Genomic DNA, 17,091 nt, shown 5'->3' with positions numbered 1-17,091 from the left:
CCTTATCTAGAATCCTTTTCAACCCGGATTATATCGGGATTACAAACTACCGACTATTCGAGTCAACCCTGGAAGGTTGTCCGGACTCAACGACCCAATCACCTGGAAAGAGGACTGAGTGTGAATCAAGCTGCCATAGATCAGACCCTGCTGCGCTGGCAGGAAAAGGAAGCCCTGGCCGAAGCCATGATCCCGATCATCGGGCGTCTCTATCGCAAGAACAATGTGATTACGTCTATTTATGGCCGTCAGATTATCAATCAGTCCGTAATACAACTGCTGAAAAGCCACCGTTTTGTGCGTCAGGTGGAAGGCCATGAATTATCGGTTAATGAAACACTGGGCGTGCTGGAAATCATTGACGAAATGAACCTGGCACCGGCGCACATCGATATTGGCAAGCTGGCACTCAAGCACAAGTCCCAGGCCATGGGCACACCGCTGCGTCATTTTCTGGAAGACGAGCTGGCCGACCTGAAAAACGGCTACGATGCCAACGCGCGCTACCAGACTCCGGCCAAGGATGTGGTGCTCTACGGCTTCGGCCGGATTGGCCGCCTGCTGGCCCGCATTCTGATCGAAAAAGCCGGGGGATCACCGCTGAGGCTGAGAGCCATTGTGGTTCGCCCGGGCGGTACCGATGATGATTTGGTCAAACGGGCCAGCCTGCTGCGCCGCGATTCCGTGCACGGCAGTTTTGAAGGCACCATCACCGTCGATGCCGAACACAATTCACTGGTGGTCAACGGCACTGCTATTCAGATTATCTACGCCAAAACACCGGCCGACGTCGATTACACCCAATATGGCATTCGCGATGCGATCGTCGTCGACAATACCGGCATGTGGCGTGATCGCGATGGCCTGGGCCAGCACCTGAATTGCCCGGGTGCGAGTCGGGTGTTGCTGACTGCACCGGGTAAGGGCGATATCAAGAACATCGTTCATGGCATCAATGACGCCTCGCTGACCGACACCGATACCATTGTATCGGCTGCTTCCTGCACGACCAACGCCATTACGCCAGTGCTGAAAGCGCTGAACGATGAATTCGGTATCGAAAACGGCCATGTTGAAACGGTTCACAGCTACACCAACGACCAGAACCTGATCGACAACTTTCACAAGGGTGAGCGCCGAGGCCGCAGTGCGGCACTTAATATGGTACTGACCGAAACCGGTGCCGCCAAAGCCGTTGCCAAGGCTCTGCCAGTGCTCGAAGGCAAGCTGACCGGCAATGCGATTCGGGTGCCGACGCCAAATGTGTCTATGGCTATTCTGAATTTGAACCTGGAACGGGAAACTACGCGCGACGACCTGAACGATTACCTGCGTCACGTAGCCCTGTACTCAGATTTGAACAAGCAGATCGATTACACCAACTCACCCGAAGCGGTGTCTTCAGATTTTGTCGGTAATCGCAAAACCGGCATCGTCGACAGTGGTGCCACCATTGTGACCGGCAAACGTGCGGTGGTGTATGTCTGGTACGACAACGAAGCGGGCTACAGCGCTCAGGTTGTGCGCACCATTCACGACATGGCCGGCATTCATTATCAGATTTATCCGAAAACGGTTTAGTAAACTGCCGGAGCCTGGAAGGCTCTGCTGATGGTCTGAATCCGGTCGACTGCCCCGACCGGGCATGAACCCTGCCTCTGGCAGGGTTTTTTTATGGCGTTTGTCGGGTGCCGGCTATGCCTGATCCGGTGTGTTCTCCACATCACCCCGGGCTTTTGGGGGCAGGGGTGACACATATCCGACCACCAACAGCAACAACCCGACGACAATAAAGGCAATGATGCCTTCCAGTGTATTGGCATCGCCCATATCGACCAGGAACAGCTTGACTACCACAATACCCAGCAAGGCGGCCGCGACCATCCAGACAGGTCGCCAGCCCCGTTGGGTCGCCAGCACCATGACGGCCAGGCCAGATAAGGTCCAGAACACCGAAATCGCCGCTTGCGCCAGGCTGGAGGCCAGAATGGCGTCGATGTCCCAGGCCAGTCCGGTCCAGTGGTGCAACGTTCGGATCAACACGGTGTTCAGCCAGAGGAAGAGCAGGGCGGCCAGGCCAGCCCTGCCCTGGTGCAGCGTTATCGTCCGGTTGGTGCCGGCGCACAGCGCTTTCCAGCCCGCATAGCCGGTAAACAGAACCAGAAGCTGGGTGAGATCGAGCGGATTCAGCAGTGGCACATAGGGCAGGGCGCCAAAGGAGCCACTGCTGGCCGTGCTGATGAAGGCCGTCCAGTTCACCAGAAACAGCAAGAGCGGAGCACCCACCCAATCGGTATAGGTTGTCTGGTGTGCGGCCACTGGCCAGAAACGGGCGCGTAACACCAGCCAGTAGAAGGGCACCACAATCAAGACCTGTGCAACGATCGGCCAGTCCGACTCGGGGCCGGTGATATGCGCCACCCACCAGACCAGCTCAACTCCGAGCAGCAAGACCAGCAGCAACGCACCTGTTGAATGCAGGCCTGTCAGCAGCCGGGGCCAGGCTGGCTCGCGTCGGTCCCGTAGCCACAACAACCCATAGAAGGCACTGAACAACAGCAGCCAGCCGATGGCGCCATACTCCGCCATTGGATGATTCAGGATATAGAGCGCAGGAGCAGCGGCCAGTGCCATTGCCATGAGCAGGCCGACCGGAGTGAAGCGCAACGCGGACCAGTCGAGCTTCCGTTCCAGCCAGCCGAGAACGGCGGCAGAGAGTGCCACGAAACCGAGCACCGTTGCCCACTGAGCGTCGGGATCGACAAAATAGAGAATCTCCACCAGGCCGTTCCCAAACCACCAGAGCAATCCCCAGACCAGTAACGGTACTGTTAAAAACGGCGTTGGCAACGGCAGTGCCAGTTTGTTTGACCGGAGTAACAGGTAACTGCTGAGCAGGCCCGCGACGGCGACAAACAGCCCGCCGATAAAGACGGCATTGAGCACCATCCAGTCGGCATGCCGGTCCAATGCCTCGGGGAAAAATAGCGCACCCGCCCCGAGTTGCAGGGCGATAGCAAACAACGCGCCCAGGGTACGGTTCTGGCGCAGACTGATCCACAGCACTGCAGCGCCTTCAAGTGCCCAGGCTGTCGCCACCCATTCACCATCCAGCGCGAAGGGGATGGACAGGGAGACGAACACCAGCGCCAACGCCAGGTAGGCTTCGCTCAGTAACCGATAGGCGGGCCCCCCAAATCGGCGGCACGCCACCGTAAGCGTCGCATAAAAAACACCCAGCAACAGCCCTGAAATGGCCAGACCATACTCAAAGGTGTGGACCAGCCCCGCTTGCAAAGCGAATCCGACAACCGGCACACCAAACACCAGAGTCCCGTCGACATAGCCCTTAAGTCTGGGCGGCTGGCGGCTGGCAAACAGCAGCGCAATCAATACATAAAACAGGAAAAAGAGAATCAGAAACGCCTGGGCACCAGGCAAAAGGTCGGTGCTGTAGCGCAACGTTCCCCAAAGGGTGCCAATGACAAAAGTGAACAGAAAGCCGACCAGGTTAAGTACGCGCCAGGCTTTGAACCAGGCCATGCCCAGAATGCCAGCGTTCAGTACCGCGTAGTAACTGAACAGGGCGATGTGGCTGCCTTCTCCGGTTGAAGCCAGCACCGGTGCGAGAAAGCCACCGGTCACCGCCATGATGGCCAGGGCAGGGGCGTTTTGCAGCACCGCCAGCGTAGCGGACAATAGTACCATAACCAGCAAGAGGGCAAACCCGACACTGGCCGGCACCAGTTGGAACAGGCGCAAGGCCGTGAAGGCAGTAATATAGAGAATGCCGACGCCACCACCCTGAAGGACAAGCGCATAGACGCCCCGGGAGTGGCGCAGCCACCAGCCGAGCCCCAGCAACACCAGCCCGAGCGCGGCCACAAAGAACACTTTCAGCTCTACTGGCAGAACGCCCTGAGCGTTGGCATAACGCAGCAGAAAAGCGACGCCAAAGAACAATACGATGACGCCCACCCGCACAATCAGATTGCCTTCCGTGAAATAGCGTTTCACCCGATCAAAGGCCTTGTCCAGAAAGGAGGGCGCACGCGGACTTGGCTGAGGAGCACTGGGCTGCCAGGGGTTTTCAGCAACATCGGCCTCAGACTGTGTGGCCGATGGCTCCGGCGATGCCGGGCGAGATTCGCTTGCAGAAACCGCAGACGTTGCAACCGGGGCTTGCCAGTCACTGTCTGCCACCGTCGGCGGAGGTTCCGGTGATTGTGACCATGCCTGCTCGTCAGCCGCTGGTGCTATTGCTTCGACAGACGGCCCGGCTTCGAGCCGTTGTTCCAGAGCCCTGACGGTCTTTTCCAACCGGCGAATCCGAACCAGCAGGTATACCAGTCCGGCGATCATTAACACCCATAAAACCATAACCGACGTTTCCCTTTGGATCGGTACAAAGTCGCATCCTATAACATTGGGGTGACCCAGCGGAAGGCGGCACAGCGCCAAGGCTTATCGAGGCCCTTGGTTACCGCTGACCGGAACCGGTATACTGCCGCCTTTTCTCACGGTATATAAGAGACACCATGGCTATGACTAAGATTCGCACCCGTATCGCTCCGTCGCCCACCGGCGACCCGCACGTTGGCACCGCCTATATTGCGCTGTTCAATCGTGCCTTCGCCAAGAGCCAGGGCGGTGAATTCGTTCTACGCATCGAAGACACCGACCAGGTGCGTTCAACGCCAGAGTCCGAAGCCGCGATTCTCAATTCGCTGAACTGGCTCGGCCTGAGCTGGGATGAGGGCCCCGACTGCGGTGGCCCACACGGCCCCTACCGGCAAAGTGATCGCAAGGCGATCTATCAGGACCATGCTCAGACGCTGCTCGACGAGGGCCATGCGTTCCACTGTTTCTGTACCGCTGAACGCCTGGATGAGATGCGCAAGCAACAGCAGGAGACGGGCCAGTCCGGCTACGATGGTCACTGCCTGGCGCTCAGCGCAGACGACGTTAAATCGCGGCTGGATGCCGGTGACGCTTCGGTTGTGCGGATGAAAATTCCCGAAACCGGGCACTGTGAAGTGGCCGATTTGCTGCGCGACCCAATCGAGATCGAATGGTCGCAAATCGACATGCAGGTGTTGCTGAAATCGGATGGTATGCCCACCTATCACCTGGCCTGCGTGGTCGATGACCATTTGATGGAAATCAGCCACGTGCTGCGTGGCGAGGAGTGGATCTCCTCAACCCCGAAACAGATTCTGCTGTATCAGTACTTCGGCTGGGAACCCCCTGTGTTCTGTCATTTGCCGTTGTTGCGCAATGCCGACAAGTCCAAACTGAGCAAGCGCAAGAATCCGACGTCGATCGATTATTACCACAGTCTGGGCATCTTGCCGGAAGCGCTGATCAACTTTCTCGGCATGATGGGCTGGACCATGCCCAATGGCGAAGAAAAGTTCACGCTCAATGACATGATCGCCAACTTCGACGTAAAACGTATTTCACTCGGCGGCCCGGTATTCGACCCGGAAAAACTCGACTGGCTGAATGGCCGTTACCTGCGTGAAGATCTGACGCCAGAGCAACTGCTGCAGCGCCTGCTCGACTGGAAATTCAATGCCGACTACGTCAACCGATTCATGCCGCTGGTGCAGCAACGCATCGAGCGGTTGAGTGATGTCGCGCCCCTGGCTCAGTTTTTCTTTCAGGGCATGCCAACGCTCACGCCGGCCAGTTTTGAATCGGTAAAACTGGATGAAGACACCCTGAAGAAAACCCTGCAGTTGATTCTGTGGAAATTGGAAGCGCAACGTCACTGGGGCAAAGACAACATCATGGCCGATGTTAAGGCTGTGTCCGATCATCTTGAGCTTAAAATGCGCGATGTCATGGCGCCGCTGTTCATCGCCATCACCGGCTCTGCCGCTTCGGTTTCGGTGCTGGACGCCATGAATATTCTCGGCCCGGATATGACCCGGGGTCGTTTGCGCCACGCCATTGAGATTCTGGGTGGCCTCGGCAAGAAAAAATTGAAGAGCCTGGAGAAAGAACTGGCTGTCATCGGTTAATCCACCCAACTCGGGTGCAAGTTGTTGAATTAAAAGCAAAAACAGCTTGACACTCGAGGGGCTGCTTTCTATTATTGCGCCCACTTCGAGGTGAGTGTTCGACATCGCTTTGAAGTCACCGAAACATCGGGGCTATAGCTCAGCTGGGAGAGCGCCTGCATGGCATGCAGGAGGTCTGCGGTTCGATCCCGCATAGCTCCACCATATTCCATAAAAAAACCGGTCCCTGTGACCGGTTTTTTTATGGAAGTTTGTTTTTTTGACTGTGGCTCTGGTGACGGCAGTGGACCGGGTAGCGCTCAAGAAAACCAACCACGCCACCAAATCTCACCACATCCAATTCCGCAACCTAAGCAACAATCGTTCAGGCTCTGAAAGCTCAGCTCGTTCGGCGAGCAGTGACGCGAGCAACTCGGGTCGGTCGGTGATGATGTTGTCGACGCCCTGGTCAATCATTCGCGATAGGGAGCGGCGGTCATTGACGGTCCAGACATGAACTTCCTGATCTTGCTGGCGAATCGTGCTGATGCGGGCCGGGCTGATCAGTGCATCACGCAGGGCCAGTACATCGAAGGGTTGGCCTTCAAGGGCGCCGATGACCGAATGAACCAGCAGGCTAGTGCGCAGGCTGGGCTCTAGCTGTTGCACCTCTCGCAGAACCGGAGGCTCCAGGGCTGCAACCAGGGTGTGTTCGAGCATGTTTTCTTCACGCAGAACCTCTACCACCCGGGGTACCAGACCCGGGCTTTGCGGGCTGCTTTTTACTTCCAGGTACAGGTGAGCCCGGCCGCGCATTAGCGCAATGGCTTCGGCCAGCGTTGGGATGCGGGCGTTGCCCGGGTTGGCTGATGAGGTTCGATCGGTATCCAGAGCCTGTACTTCGGCGAGGGTCAACTCCCAGATATCCCGCGGGTCGCCAGCGATTCGGAGCAAGTCTTTATCGTGCAGCAGTACCAACTGGCCATCGCCAGTCTGGCGAACATCGAGTTCGATGTAGTCGGCGCCGTCCTCTATCGCATACTGAATAGCCGCCAGCGAATTGTCGGGAGCTTTCAGTGAACTGCCCCGGTGTGCGGTTATGGCAATGCTTTCCGGTGTGTTCCAGCTGTTGAACACATAGCCGACCTGAACCAGCGCCAGAATGACCACGAACAGTTCTATTCCCCAGGCAAACGCGCCCACCTGGCGCGGCTCCGGGTCTGGAGGCAGGCCAATGTGACGGCCCTGTCCACGCTGATAGAGCTTCAGAATGACCAGGCTGTTAAGGCTAACACCGATAAAACCGGCCGCGACCGCGAGTACGGCGTAAATCAGAATCAGCACGACCATCACCGGGATCAGCAGGCTGTAAAATTCGGGCAGAATGGCCAGCAGAGCCTTGGCCAGACCCTCGAACACCAGGGCCAGAACCAGGGGCAAGAGTGCGATGCCGCCGCCGGCGGTCATCAGCAGTGCAGCGATATTCAGTCTTGCGCCTTTACTGAGTTGTGCACTGCGTTTTAGCGCCTGGCGAGGGGGTAATTCTTCGAGTAACAGAATCGGCAGTGCCAGCACCCAGCGCAAGTAAAGGCTGCCATTGACCACGGCAATGATGGCGAGCATCGCTCCCATGATCGCCAGAAAACCCCAGTAGGCGGGTGGTTGCTCGGTAATGACGTAGTAAAGATCGTAGCCAGTGAGCAGGGTGTTGAACGATACAATGATGATCAGCAGGAACGGTGCGGCAACCAGCAATTGCACGAACACCTGAATACCGGCCAGACGTAATAACCTGGGCAGCCGGTGTGCGACACGCCACAGGGCGCTGGCCGAGGTATGAAAGCGGTTGTCACGGCCATGCGAAACCACCAGCATCATACCGGCGTGTTGCAGGAATACCGCCACAATGGCGAGTGTTCCCGACACCAGAATCCACAGTAGACCGGCTGGTGAGATCAGGAACCGGGCCAGATCAACGTTGCTGATCAGCGATGCATCGGCGAGGTTGACCAGGACCGACAGCAGCCAGCCCGAGACCGGAGAGAGCAAACTGAACGCCAGTATGGTGAAATAAAGGTGGAACGCGAGCAGAGGTCGCCGGTGATAGCGCAGGCTGGCCAGGGCGTGTCGAAACAGATGTCGGTTGGTAACCATAGCCTCCGGGACACTGTACAGTTGATGTCGGCCGTTGATTCAAACAATTAGCGGGGTTATGTCCCGATTATAACTGAATGACCCCAAAGCGTCTGCGCCGGAGCGGGGGAGTGGTATTCTCGGGGCTGTTATTTACAACAAGCGGAGTTACTCATTGACGAACGTGGGACCCTTCACTATTCGAGTGTTTGGGGTATTTATTGCCCTGGTTATTCTGGCATTGCCCGTGGTTTGGGCCGACCGTTTTGGTCTGTCTCTGACGCCAGCTCAGCTGGATTGGGTCGGTGCGCGCATTTACCAGAACGAATGCGCCAGCCGCCCTGAATGTCTGGTGCACTGGAATGAAGGCGAAGACTTCCCTTCGCTGGGTATAGGTCACTTTATCTGGTACCCCGGCGGCGTTGACGGACCTTTTGTGGAAAGCTTTCCCGGGCTGGTTCGCTTTGCCCGGCAGGCCGGTGCTGCCGTGCCAGACTGGCTCGCTGAGTTATCGCCGATGGACGCTCCCTGGTCCGACAGATCAGGCTTTCTAGCGGCGCAATCAGAGCCCCGAATGGCATCGTTGCGCCAGTGGCTGGCCGATACGCGGGGTCTGCAGGTGGCTTATATTCTGGACCGGGCTCAAGCGTCACTGGCACAGGTTGTGGCGGCAGCACCGGCCAGCCAGCAAGCCAGTATGTCCCGACGCCTGGAGGCGCTGGTCGCCACGGCAGGGGGCAGTTATGCGCTGATTGACTACGTCAATTTCAAAGGCGAAGGTCTGGCGCCCGGTGAAGCCTACCAGGGCCAGGGTTGGGGCTTGTTGCAAGTGTTGCAGCAGATGGCGCACTACGAAGCGTTGCCTGCTCTCGATGCCTTTCGACTGTCGGCGGCAGACGTTCTGACCCGTCGCGCTGAAAACGCCGAACGCGATATTGAGCGCGAACGCTGGCTTCCCGGCTGGCTGAACCGGCTGGAAACTTACCAGGAACCCTAATTTTCATGCCCGAAGGCGAGGCTCAGTGACTGATTTTATGCCATCGCCACGACCATACATGACGTTTCGAGATTGCCTTCTATACTAAACTGCGAATCAGGCCTTCAGTGCGACTGGAGGCCTGTGCTGTTCAGGGATTCGAGCAGATCGATCGCGCCGTACGATTCCCGCAAGTCCGGGTTCAATCGTATGACACAGGAGGTGGCGGTGACGGCACAATTCAGAAATCTGGTATTTGAAGGCGGCGGTGTCAAGGGCATTGCTTACGTAGGGGCCATGCAGGTGCTGGCCCGGCGTGGCTATCTGGACCACATCACCCGGGTGGGGGGGACCAGCGCGGGTGCGATCAATGCCCTCATGTTTTCGCTGGGTTACGACATCCAGACTCAGCGTTCGATCATCCAGTCGGCCGACTTCAACGACTTCATGGATAATTCCTTTCTGTTCATTCGCGACATGAAACGCCTCTGGTCGGAGTTTGGCTGGAACAGGGGCGATTTTTTTGCCGAATGGGTGGGTGGCTACATCAAGCAACAACTGGGTAATGCCCGGGCCACCTTTGCCGATCTGGCTGCTGCCGGGCAGCCCGATCTGTATGTCGTTGGCACCAATCTGTCGACTGGTTATGCGGAGGTGTTTTCCCGCGAGCGCCATGCGCGCATGACCCTGGTCGATGCGGTACGGATCAGCATGTCCATTCCGCTGTTCTACCGGGCCGTGCGTCACGGACCGCGTGATGATGTGTATGTTGATGGTGGCGTTCAGCTCAATTACCCGGTCAAACTTTTTGACCGGGAACGCTATGTTGATATGGACGCCGAACCGGAAGCAGCGAGCCGGCCAGAGTATTACGAACGCGAGAACGATCGGTTTCTGCTGGAGCGGCCCGGACGCAGCCCCTACGTTTACAATCGCCAGACACTGGGCCTGCGCCTGGAAACCCGGGAAGACATCGGGATTTTTCGTTACGACGAACCACCCCGCAGTGAGCCGGTCAGGGATTTCGGTGGCTACGCCAAAAGCCTGGTTCGGTCGTTACTGAGAGTTCAGGAAAACCAGCATCTGCATGGCGATGACTGGAAACGAACGCTGTACATCGACACTCTGGATGTGGAAACCACCGATTTTAACTTGTCCGACTCAAAAAAACAGGCGCTGATCGAGCAGGGCATTCAGGGCGCAGAAACCTTTCTCGGCTGGTTTGAAGACCCGGAAAGCGTGCCACCAAACCGCCTGCCCGACGCCCGGGTACCGCGTGTGCTGTTGCAGCGGGGTGCCACCGGTGAGGCTGTCGTGGCATTGCAGTCACTGATGAACCGGGCCGGGACCATGCTGATACCTGATGGTGATTTTGGGCCGGGTACCGAACGGGCCGTTACGCATTGCCAGGCCTGGGCCGGGCAGCCTCAGTCGGGCGTGGTGGATGACGCCTTATGGACCTGGCTGGAGGCACTGCCAGAGCCATTCCCTCCCTTGCCAACTGAGGGTGTTGCCTTTATCGCGCGGGAAGAGACCGGCGGTCTGGCGTTTTATCAGGATCATACCCGCTGGCCGCATTACCCGGGTGAAGCCAGCGGCATCACCATTGGCCTCGGTTATGACTTGCGCATGAACACCCTGGCTGATTTCAAACGCGACTGGGCGACGGTGCTGCCGCCGTCTGTGTTCAAGGTGCTGGCTCTGGATATCGGTAAGGCCGGCTCTAAAAAGCGTGCCAAAGCGTTGAAAGAAGTGGGCATCGACATCCCGTTCAACCTGGCCTGGCAGGTGTTTACTGCCACAACGTTGCCGCGCTATTACGACCTGACGCAGAGTATTTACCCGTCACTCGACCAACTGCCCCCGTTGTGTCGCGCGGTGCTGGTTAGCCTTGTGTTCAACCGGGGAGCGTCGTTGCGCGGAGAAACCCGGCGTGAAATGAAGGCTATTCAAGCCTTGCTGGACCAGGCAGACAAAGCCTTGCCCGACCAGCAACGCTGGCAGGCCATACTGGTTGGCGTAGAGGATGAAATCGTGGCCATGAAGCGACTCTGGAGCTCTGGTTCCGGTCTGGTCAAACGACGTCAGGCGGAAGCCAATTTATGGCGTCGGGGCTTAGGCGTGGGTTGAATTTGCATTCAGGTGTAATGAATCGCTTTTGGTTTGAATTCATTAATAAGGGCCTGAGCGGGCGTGGCAGGCGGGTTGGATCATCAATAGCGGGAGGAAAAACCAAAAAAATGACATAAAAACATCACATTCTTGTCATATTTATATTAGATTCTATATTGAACGCTTGTTCAACAAAGCGCGTTCAGTCGATTGTGCGCTGTGCAAAGACCGAGGCTGACCGGATCTTGCGAAAAGAATTCTCAGGAAAGACAACTGGAGTGGGACCATGACCTTTACAAGACGGAAGTTTATAAAAACATCCATGGCTGCTGGCGCCGTTGCCGCCAGTCCCTTCTACATCAACCGCGCACTGGCCGAGAGCCAGGAGCTTCGGATCTACGCCTGGGCCGGCTACATCACCGACGAAATGCTGAACGATTTTCGGGAAAAGACCGGCATCAATGCAACCTTTACCCCTTATGGCACCAATGACGAGTTGATGAACAGCCTGCGTGCCACCGATGGTTCCGGCTTCGACATCATCATGCCGACGGTTGACCGCGTACCGGGTTATGTCGATTTTGAACTGGTGCAGGCACTGGATACCAGCCGCATCAACTGGGACGGTGCTCTGGAAAGCGCCATCGAAGGTTCTGAAGTGGGTGGGGTTGTTGACGGCAAGCGCTATTTTGCACCCTCCGACTGGGGCACCGAGGCCATTGCCTACCACACCGACTATTCCAGCATCGACCGCAGCAACCTGAGCTATGGCGATCTGTGGAACCCCGATCACGGCACCGGTGTGACCGTGCGCGGCCACTCAGCGCTGATCGGTATTGGACTGTGGCTTGAACAGCAGGGTCGCCTGCCGTTCCCCCTGCTCGACATGTTCCAGACAGAAGCCGCCGCACGCGCCAACTTTGATGAAATTCTCAAGGTTGCCGTTGAGCATAAGGGCATGATTGCTCAGTTCTGGAATACCGAAAACGAAGCCCAGGGCGCGTTCCGCACCAATGGGGCCGTAGCCGGTCAGACTTGGGACAGCACCGCCTTCAATCTGATTCAGGAAGGTCAGCCGATTGCCTACGCGGCGCCCAAAGAAGGGGCCCTGGCCTGGATGGAAGGTTTCGTGATTCCCAAAAATGCCCAGAACGTCGATGCGGTGTACGAGTTCATCAACTGGTACTACACGCCAGAAGCCGGTGCCATGTTTGTGAAGGCCACGGGCTACAACTCGACCTCACGCGGTGCCGAAGCCTTGTTGCCGCAAGCGACCAAAGACTTCTTCACCAATTCCTACACCGAGCAGGATCTGGCCAACCTCTGGTGGTGGCCCATCCAGGAACCCTGGTATGTGTCGATCCGCAACGAGTACCAGGACCGGTACCTGTCAGCCTGATCAGACCGGACAAAACCGCTGCAACAGCGGACTTCAAATAGCCCCGCCCCGTGCGGGGCTTTGGTCGTTCCGGGATGGAAGACCTGAATAATGTAGGTATCAGGGACGCTTAGACAGGAAGTAACTGCTATGGACAGTCGAGTCCATCTTGACAACATCTCCATGAAATTCGGCGACTTCACAGCCGTACATCCTCTGGATCTGGACATACAGTCCGGCGAATTTTTCAGTTTTCTGGGCCCTTCTGGCTGCGGCAAGACCACCTTGTTGAACATTGTCAGTGGTTTTTTGGAGCCCACGACCGGGTCGGTCAATATTGGCAATGAACCCATGGCTGCGGTGCCCGCCAACAAGCGGCCCACCTCGATGATATTTCAGAATCTGGCGCTGTTCCCGCTGATGAGTGTGGCGGAAAACATCGAATTTGGCCTTGAGGTTCGAGGCGTCAGCAAAGCCGAACGGCGCAAGGTATCCGACCGGTTGCTCGAACTGGTGGATCTGCCGGGCAGCGGCCAGTACCGGATCGATGATCTGTCCGGCGGTCAAAAACAACGGGTGGCCATTGCCCGGGCACTGGCGGTGGAGCCGAAAGTGTTGCTGCTGGATGAACCTTTGTCGGCGCTCGATTTAAAGCTGCGCCAGCACATGCGCACCGAGTTGAAAGAAATTCAGCGACGCACTGAAATCACCTTCATCTACATCACTCACGATCAGGGCGAAGCGCTGACCATGTCGGATCGGGTTGCGGTGATGTCGGCGGGGCGCCTGCAACAGGTTGACTCCCCGATTGAGCTCTACCGCAAGCCCAAAACCGCCTTTGTGGCCGAGTTCGTTGGCGAAAACAACCGGTTGCCTGGCAAGGTCGTCTCCATCGATGGTGAGCAGGTGGTGGTCGATTGCGGCGCAGCCGGCCAGTTCAGGGGCCAGATGGGTACCCGGCTTGAGCAGGGGCAGCCCTGCGGCCTGTACGTGCGCCCGGAAAGCCTGCAAGCGGCCACCGAGCAGGATGTTAACCGCCTCGATGTCAGTGTCGAAACCGTCAACTTCGAAGGCGCCCACCTGACGCTTGAGACGCGCCACGCCCAGTTGCCCGCTCAGATTCATGTGCAGGCCGATCAGCGCGCCTATGGTGGTCAGGTAGATCAGGGGTCGACACTCTCCCTCGGCTTCCAGGTTGCTGAAACCGTGGTATTGCCGGAAGACAGACCCCTGGAGACGGCTAATGATTAAGCAACTGACCGCCCGATTTGGCAGGCCGATGACGCTGGTGGTCTTGCTGTTGCTGTGGTTTTGGCTGATTGTGCTGGTGTTGTTGCCACAGCTGATCATGATCGACTATTCGTTCAAGCCAAACCTGATTCCGAGCCAGCTTGGGGGGCCGGAAGACGTCTACACTCTGGGCAACTACCAAACGCTGATTGGCAATGACATTCACCGAACCATCTTTTTCAAGACCATCTGGTCGAGCATTCTGGTGACGGTGCTGACCCTTCTGGTTTCCTATCCGGTGGCGTATTTTCTGGCGCAGCTGGCAACCGCCAAACAAGTGATGCTGATTGCGTTGTTGCTGGTCATTCCCTACTGGATCAACGAAATTCTGCGGACCTTTTCCTGGTACCTGATTCTGTCGTTTCAGGGCCCGCTGAATGCCCTGTTGCTGGGGCTTGGGTTTATCGACCGTCCGGTACGCTTTCTCACCGGCGATGGCGGCGTGCTGATAGGCATGGTGTACGCCTATATCCTGTTTATGGTGTTTCCGCTGTATAACGCCATTGAAAGCCTGGATAACAACCAGGTGCGGGCCGCCCGGAACCTGGGGGCAGGGTTACTTCGTATCCACTGGCGTATCGTGATTCCGCACGCCAAACCCGGTATCGCCACAGGCTGCATTATGGTGTTTATGCTGGCTGCAGGCAGTTACGCGGTGCCGGCACTGCTGGGTTCTCCGGGCAGCCGCTGGTTTACTCAGATCATCTACAACTGGTTCTTTGAAGGCGGTGACTGGAACATGGGAGCGGCGTATGCCTTTGTGTTACTGATTCTGTGTATCGGATTCATTGCCGCGGTAATGAAGGTGTTCCGCATCGGACTGGGGGATATTGGCAAATGACCTCGCAACGACTCATGTACTGGAGCATTCGCTTTTATCTTGTGGTGTTCTTTATCTATCTGTTCACGCCTCTGGTGATCATGTCGATTGCCACCTTCAACGACAGTCGTTTTCCTACGATCTGGCCCTGGCGGGAAACCACCTGGCGCTGGTTTGGTGAACTGGCCAACGATACGGCCATGTGGGAAGCCCTGCTCAACAGCTTTATTGTGGGCCTGGGCGTGCTGGCGCTGGCGGTGCCAATCGGGGTGTCAGCCGGGTTGTTTTTGTCGACCTATGAAGGCAAAGGCAAGAACTTCTATTACAGCCTGATGCTGTCTCCGCTACTGACACCGGGTGTAATTATTGGTATTTCCACGCTGATCTTCTGGCGTAACCTGGGAGTGAGTGGCGGTATAGGGCTGACGGTGATCGCGCAAACCACCTTTATTGCTGCCTACGTGATGCTGATGGTGCTAGCACGGCTACAACGGTTTGACCGAACGCTGGAGCGAGCGGCCTACAGCCTGGGGGCGACGCATTCCCAGGTTGTTCGCCGGGTGTTGTTGCCGTATCTCAAGCCCGCCATTATGACGGCGGCGGTGATTGCCTTTCTGCAATCGTTCGAGAACTACAACACCACGCTCTTTGTGCGGGGTTTCGATACGACGCTCACCGTCTATATTGCGACCAAAGTGCGCACGGGTCTGACGCCGGCAGTAAACGCACTGGGCCTGATCATGATTCTGGTGACCGTGGTACTGGCGGTGGCCTATGAAGTGCTGCGGCGCCGTGAACAGAGTCGAAAAGACGCGGCTGTCTGAGCGTATTTTCGACCGTTTAACGCGGTGATCCTGCCGGAACTGAGCAGAAATCACCGCGTTTAGCCCCTCTTTTTTACCCCGATATAAAAAAATTCCAATGTGTCCTGATGCCCGTGATAGCGGTCTCTGCGGCTTATCGTAACGGTGATTGTACCCGCGGCTCGGTGTACCAGAGCGGCTCACTGGCGTATGGTGGGACGCACCAGATCTCGCTAAAGAGGTTGGATCCATCTATCAATCAAAGAGGCATCTCTTATGAAGAAAGATCCAAACAAGGGTTATATAGCATTGCTGGGCTGGAGCCTGAATGCCATTGAGGCTGCAGAGAAATTCGACCGACGTTACGTCGTGGTCGCGCCCGACTGGGCCGAAGAATACTGTCTTGAACACAAAATCCCCTATGTCCCCTGGAATTTCGAACGGTTGAACGACCGGTCTATGGAAATTGCACAGACGCTGAAAGACATGGGCGTGGATGTGTCGATTCCCCTGTTCGAGGAAACCGTTGAATGGGCTGGTGCCATCAACTCGGTATTACTGGATAACCCACGTCTGTTGGGCCAGGCCATGCTGATGCGTGACAAGTCACTGATGAAGCGGCGTGCCCAGCTGGGTGGCATTCGGGTGGGTATTTTTGAAGAAGCCCATGACCGGGACGACATCATTCGTTTTTTAAAACGGGTTAACCAGACGCTGCTGAAACTCGATGGCGACCCGAACGATCCGATTCACGTCAAGGCGTTCGATAAAGCCGGTTGCCTGGGCCACCGGGTGATTCGCACCCCGGATGAAGTCGACAGCATTCCCGATGAGGAGTTTCCTTCTTTGATGGAGTCGCATCTGGATGGCTGGGAATTCGCGGTTGAAGCCTGGATTCACAACGGCAAGATCCGATTCCTGAATATTTCCGAGTACGTCAAGCTTGGTTATTCGGTCTACGTGCCGGCCTCCCCGGAACTGGAAGTCTACCGCGAGAAGATCACGGCTCAGATCGAACTGCTGATCAAAACGTTCGACATCGAGTTCGGGCTGATTCACCCCGAGTACTTCGTGACCAGCGATGGCACGATGTACTTCGGCGAAGTGGCTTACCGGCCGCCGGGCTTCAAGGTATTTGAACTGCTGGAGCGGGTTTACGAGGGCTTCAATGCCTATCAGGCGACCATGCTGGTATTCGACCCGAAATCGACTGACGAGGAGGTGGAAGCCTACTTCCCGGAGGCGGTTACCGATGCAAAGGCCCATGCCGGTTGCTTTGGTGTGTACCCGCGTCGCCGTGTTGTCAGCCGCCTGGAAATTCCGGAAGAGACGGAAGACCATCCGTATTTTGAGTCCCACGAGCTGACCACGCCTCAGGAAGAGATTGTGACCAAACGCACCGCCTTTGGTACCCACTGGGGTCTGCTGTTCTTTGTGGGTAAGGATGCCAAGGAGATGCATCGCTTGCTGGAGCGCCAGCAAGAACTTGATTTCTATATCTAGTCTGACATTCAGACTATGGCCAGCCAGTCGAGAATTGCTGGCTATGTCGTGACAGTCGCTCCTCAGGAGAG

At 56.8% G+C, this 17,091-nt stretch carries 11 protein-coding genes and 1 tRNA gene; 10 read left to right on the top strand and 2 right to left on the bottom strand.

The annotated features are described in order from the left end of the window. Nucleotides 1-120: 120 nt before the first annotated feature. Nucleotides 121-1,581 carry a glyceraldehyde-3-phosphate dehydrogenase gene (locus ABJT94_RS11660; RefSeq protein ID WP_348475140.1) on the top strand — a complete coding sequence of 487 codons (1,461 nt, stop codon included), beginning with the start codon at nt 121-123 and terminating at the stop codon, nt 1,579-1,581. 114 nt (nt 1,582-1,695) lie between these two features. On the opposite strand, the gene ABJT94_RS11655 is transcribed toward ABJT94_RS11660, so the two are convergent. Next, on the bottom strand, nt 1,696-4,380 hold the full coding sequence (locus tag ABJT94_RS11655) for a DUF2339 domain-containing protein (protein WP_348475142.1): 2,685 nt from the start codon (nt 4,378-4,380) through the stop codon (nt 1,696-1,698). Nucleotides 4,381-4,544: 164 nt separating this feature from the next. Here ABJT94_RS11655 and gltX point away from each other — a divergent pair, with 164 nt between their 5' ends. Both gltX and ABJT94_RS11645 read left to right on the top strand, forming a co-directional pair. Then, on the top strand, nt 4,545-6,026 hold the full coding sequence (gene gltX / locus ABJT94_RS11650; protein WP_348475144.1) for a glutamate--tRNA ligase: 1,482 nt from the start codon (nt 4,545-4,547) through the stop codon (nt 6,024-6,026). Between the two features lie 128 nt (nt 6,027-6,154). Beyond that, nucleotides 6,155-6,230: transfer RNA gene (locus ABJT94_RS11645), tRNA-Ala, on the top strand. Nucleotides 6,231-6,353: 123 nt separating this feature from the next. Here ABJT94_RS11645 and ABJT94_RS11640 read toward each other — a convergent pair. Next, a complete protein-coding gene (locus ABJT94_RS11640) occupies nt 6,354-8,159 on the bottom strand; it encodes a glycerophosphodiester phosphodiesterase family protein (protein ID WP_348475146.1) in 1,806 nt (601 codons plus the stop codon). A 163-nt stretch (nt 8,160-8,322) separates the two neighbouring features. Here ABJT94_RS11640 and ABJT94_RS11635 point away from each other — a divergent pair, with 163 nt between their 5' ends. The 7 genes from ABJT94_RS11635 (at nt 8,323) to ABJT94_RS11605 (ending at nt 17,020) form a co-directional block, all read left to right on the top strand. Continuing rightward, entirely contained in the window at nt 8,323-9,135 is an 813-nt protein-coding gene (locus ABJT94_RS11635) for a hypothetical protein (protein WP_348475787.1), read from the top strand. A 207-nt stretch (nt 9,136-9,342) separates the two neighbouring features. After that, nucleotides 9,343-11,244 carry a patatin-like phospholipase family protein gene (locus ABJT94_RS11630; protein ID WP_348475147.1) on the top strand — a complete coding sequence of 634 codons (1,902 nt, stop codon included), beginning with the start codon at nt 9,343-9,345 and terminating at the stop codon, nt 11,242-11,244. Nucleotides 11,245-11,512: 268 nt separating this feature from the next. Next, complete coding sequence (locus tag ABJT94_RS11625; protein ID WP_127555474.1) at nt 11,513-12,625, top strand: extracellular solute-binding protein; 1,113 nt, start codon at nt 11,513-11,515, stop codon at nt 12,623-12,625. 129 nt (nt 12,626-12,754) lie between these two features. Continuing rightward, nucleotides 12,755-13,855 (top strand): ABC transporter ATP-binding protein, encoded by a 1,101-nt coding sequence (locus ABJT94_RS11620; protein ID WP_348475148.1) that lies wholly within the window; start codon nt 12,755-12,757, stop codon nt 13,853-13,855. Continuing rightward, complete coding sequence (locus tag ABJT94_RS11615; protein ID WP_348475149.1) at nt 13,848-14,735, top strand: ABC transporter permease; 888 nt, start codon at nt 13,848-13,850, stop codon at nt 14,733-14,735. Before ABJT94_RS11620 ends, ABJT94_RS11615 begins: the two co-directional genes overlap by 8 nt. Further along, entirely contained in the window at nt 14,732-15,538 is an 807-nt protein-coding gene (locus ABJT94_RS11610) for an ABC transporter permease (protein WP_348475151.1), read from the top strand. The genes ABJT94_RS11615 and ABJT94_RS11610 overlap by 4 nt, the downstream gene beginning before the upstream one ends. A 255-nt stretch (nt 15,539-15,793) precedes the next feature. Further along, nucleotides 15,794-17,020 (top strand): carboxylate--amine ligase, encoded by a 1,227-nt coding sequence (locus ABJT94_RS11605; protein WP_348475153.1) that lies wholly within the window; start codon nt 15,794-15,796, stop codon nt 17,018-17,020. Nucleotides 17,021-17,091: the final 71 nt, after the last annotated feature.

The sequence above is a fragment of the Saccharospirillum sp. genome, assembly GCF_039982735.1.
Classification (GTDB): Bacteria; Pseudomonadota; Gammaproteobacteria; order Pseudomonadales; family Natronospirillaceae; genus Saccharospirillum.
The sequence above is the reverse complement of the archived record's forward strand: the minus strand, read 5'-3'. Positions and strand labels throughout refer to the sequence as shown.

What these genes read in the sequence shown, in the direction of transcription:
- ABJT94_RS11605 (WP_348475153.1), top strand. Translation starts at nt 15,794, where the DNA reads ATGAAGAAAGATCCAAACAAGGGTTATATAGCATTGCTGGGCTGGAGC.
- ABJT94_RS11655 (WP_348475142.1), bottom strand. Translation starts at nt 4,380, where the DNA reads ATGGTTTTATGGGTGTTAATGATCGCCGGACTGGTATACCTGCTGGTT.
- gltX (WP_348475144.1), top strand. Translation starts at nt 4,545, where the DNA reads ATGACTAAGATTCGCACCCGTATCGCTCCGTCGCCCACCGGCGACCCG.
- ABJT94_RS11615 (WP_348475149.1), top strand. Translation starts at nt 13,848, where the DNA reads ATGATTAAGCAACTGACCGCCCGATTTGGCAGGCCGATGACGCTGGTG.
- ABJT94_RS11620 (WP_348475148.1), top strand. Translation starts at nt 12,755, where the DNA reads ATGGACAGTCGAGTCCATCTTGACAACATCTCCATGAAATTCGGCGAC.
- ABJT94_RS11625 (WP_127555474.1), top strand. Translation starts at nt 11,513, where the DNA reads ATGACCTTTACAAGACGGAAGTTTATAAAAACATCCATGGCTGCTGGC.
- ABJT94_RS11610 (WP_348475151.1), top strand. Translation starts at nt 14,732, where the DNA reads ATGACCTCGCAACGACTCATGTACTGGAGCATTCGCTTTTATCTTGTG.
- ABJT94_RS11640 (WP_348475146.1), bottom strand. Translation starts at nt 8,159, where the DNA reads ATGGTTACCAACCGACATCTGTTTCGACACGCCCTGGCCAGCCTGCGC.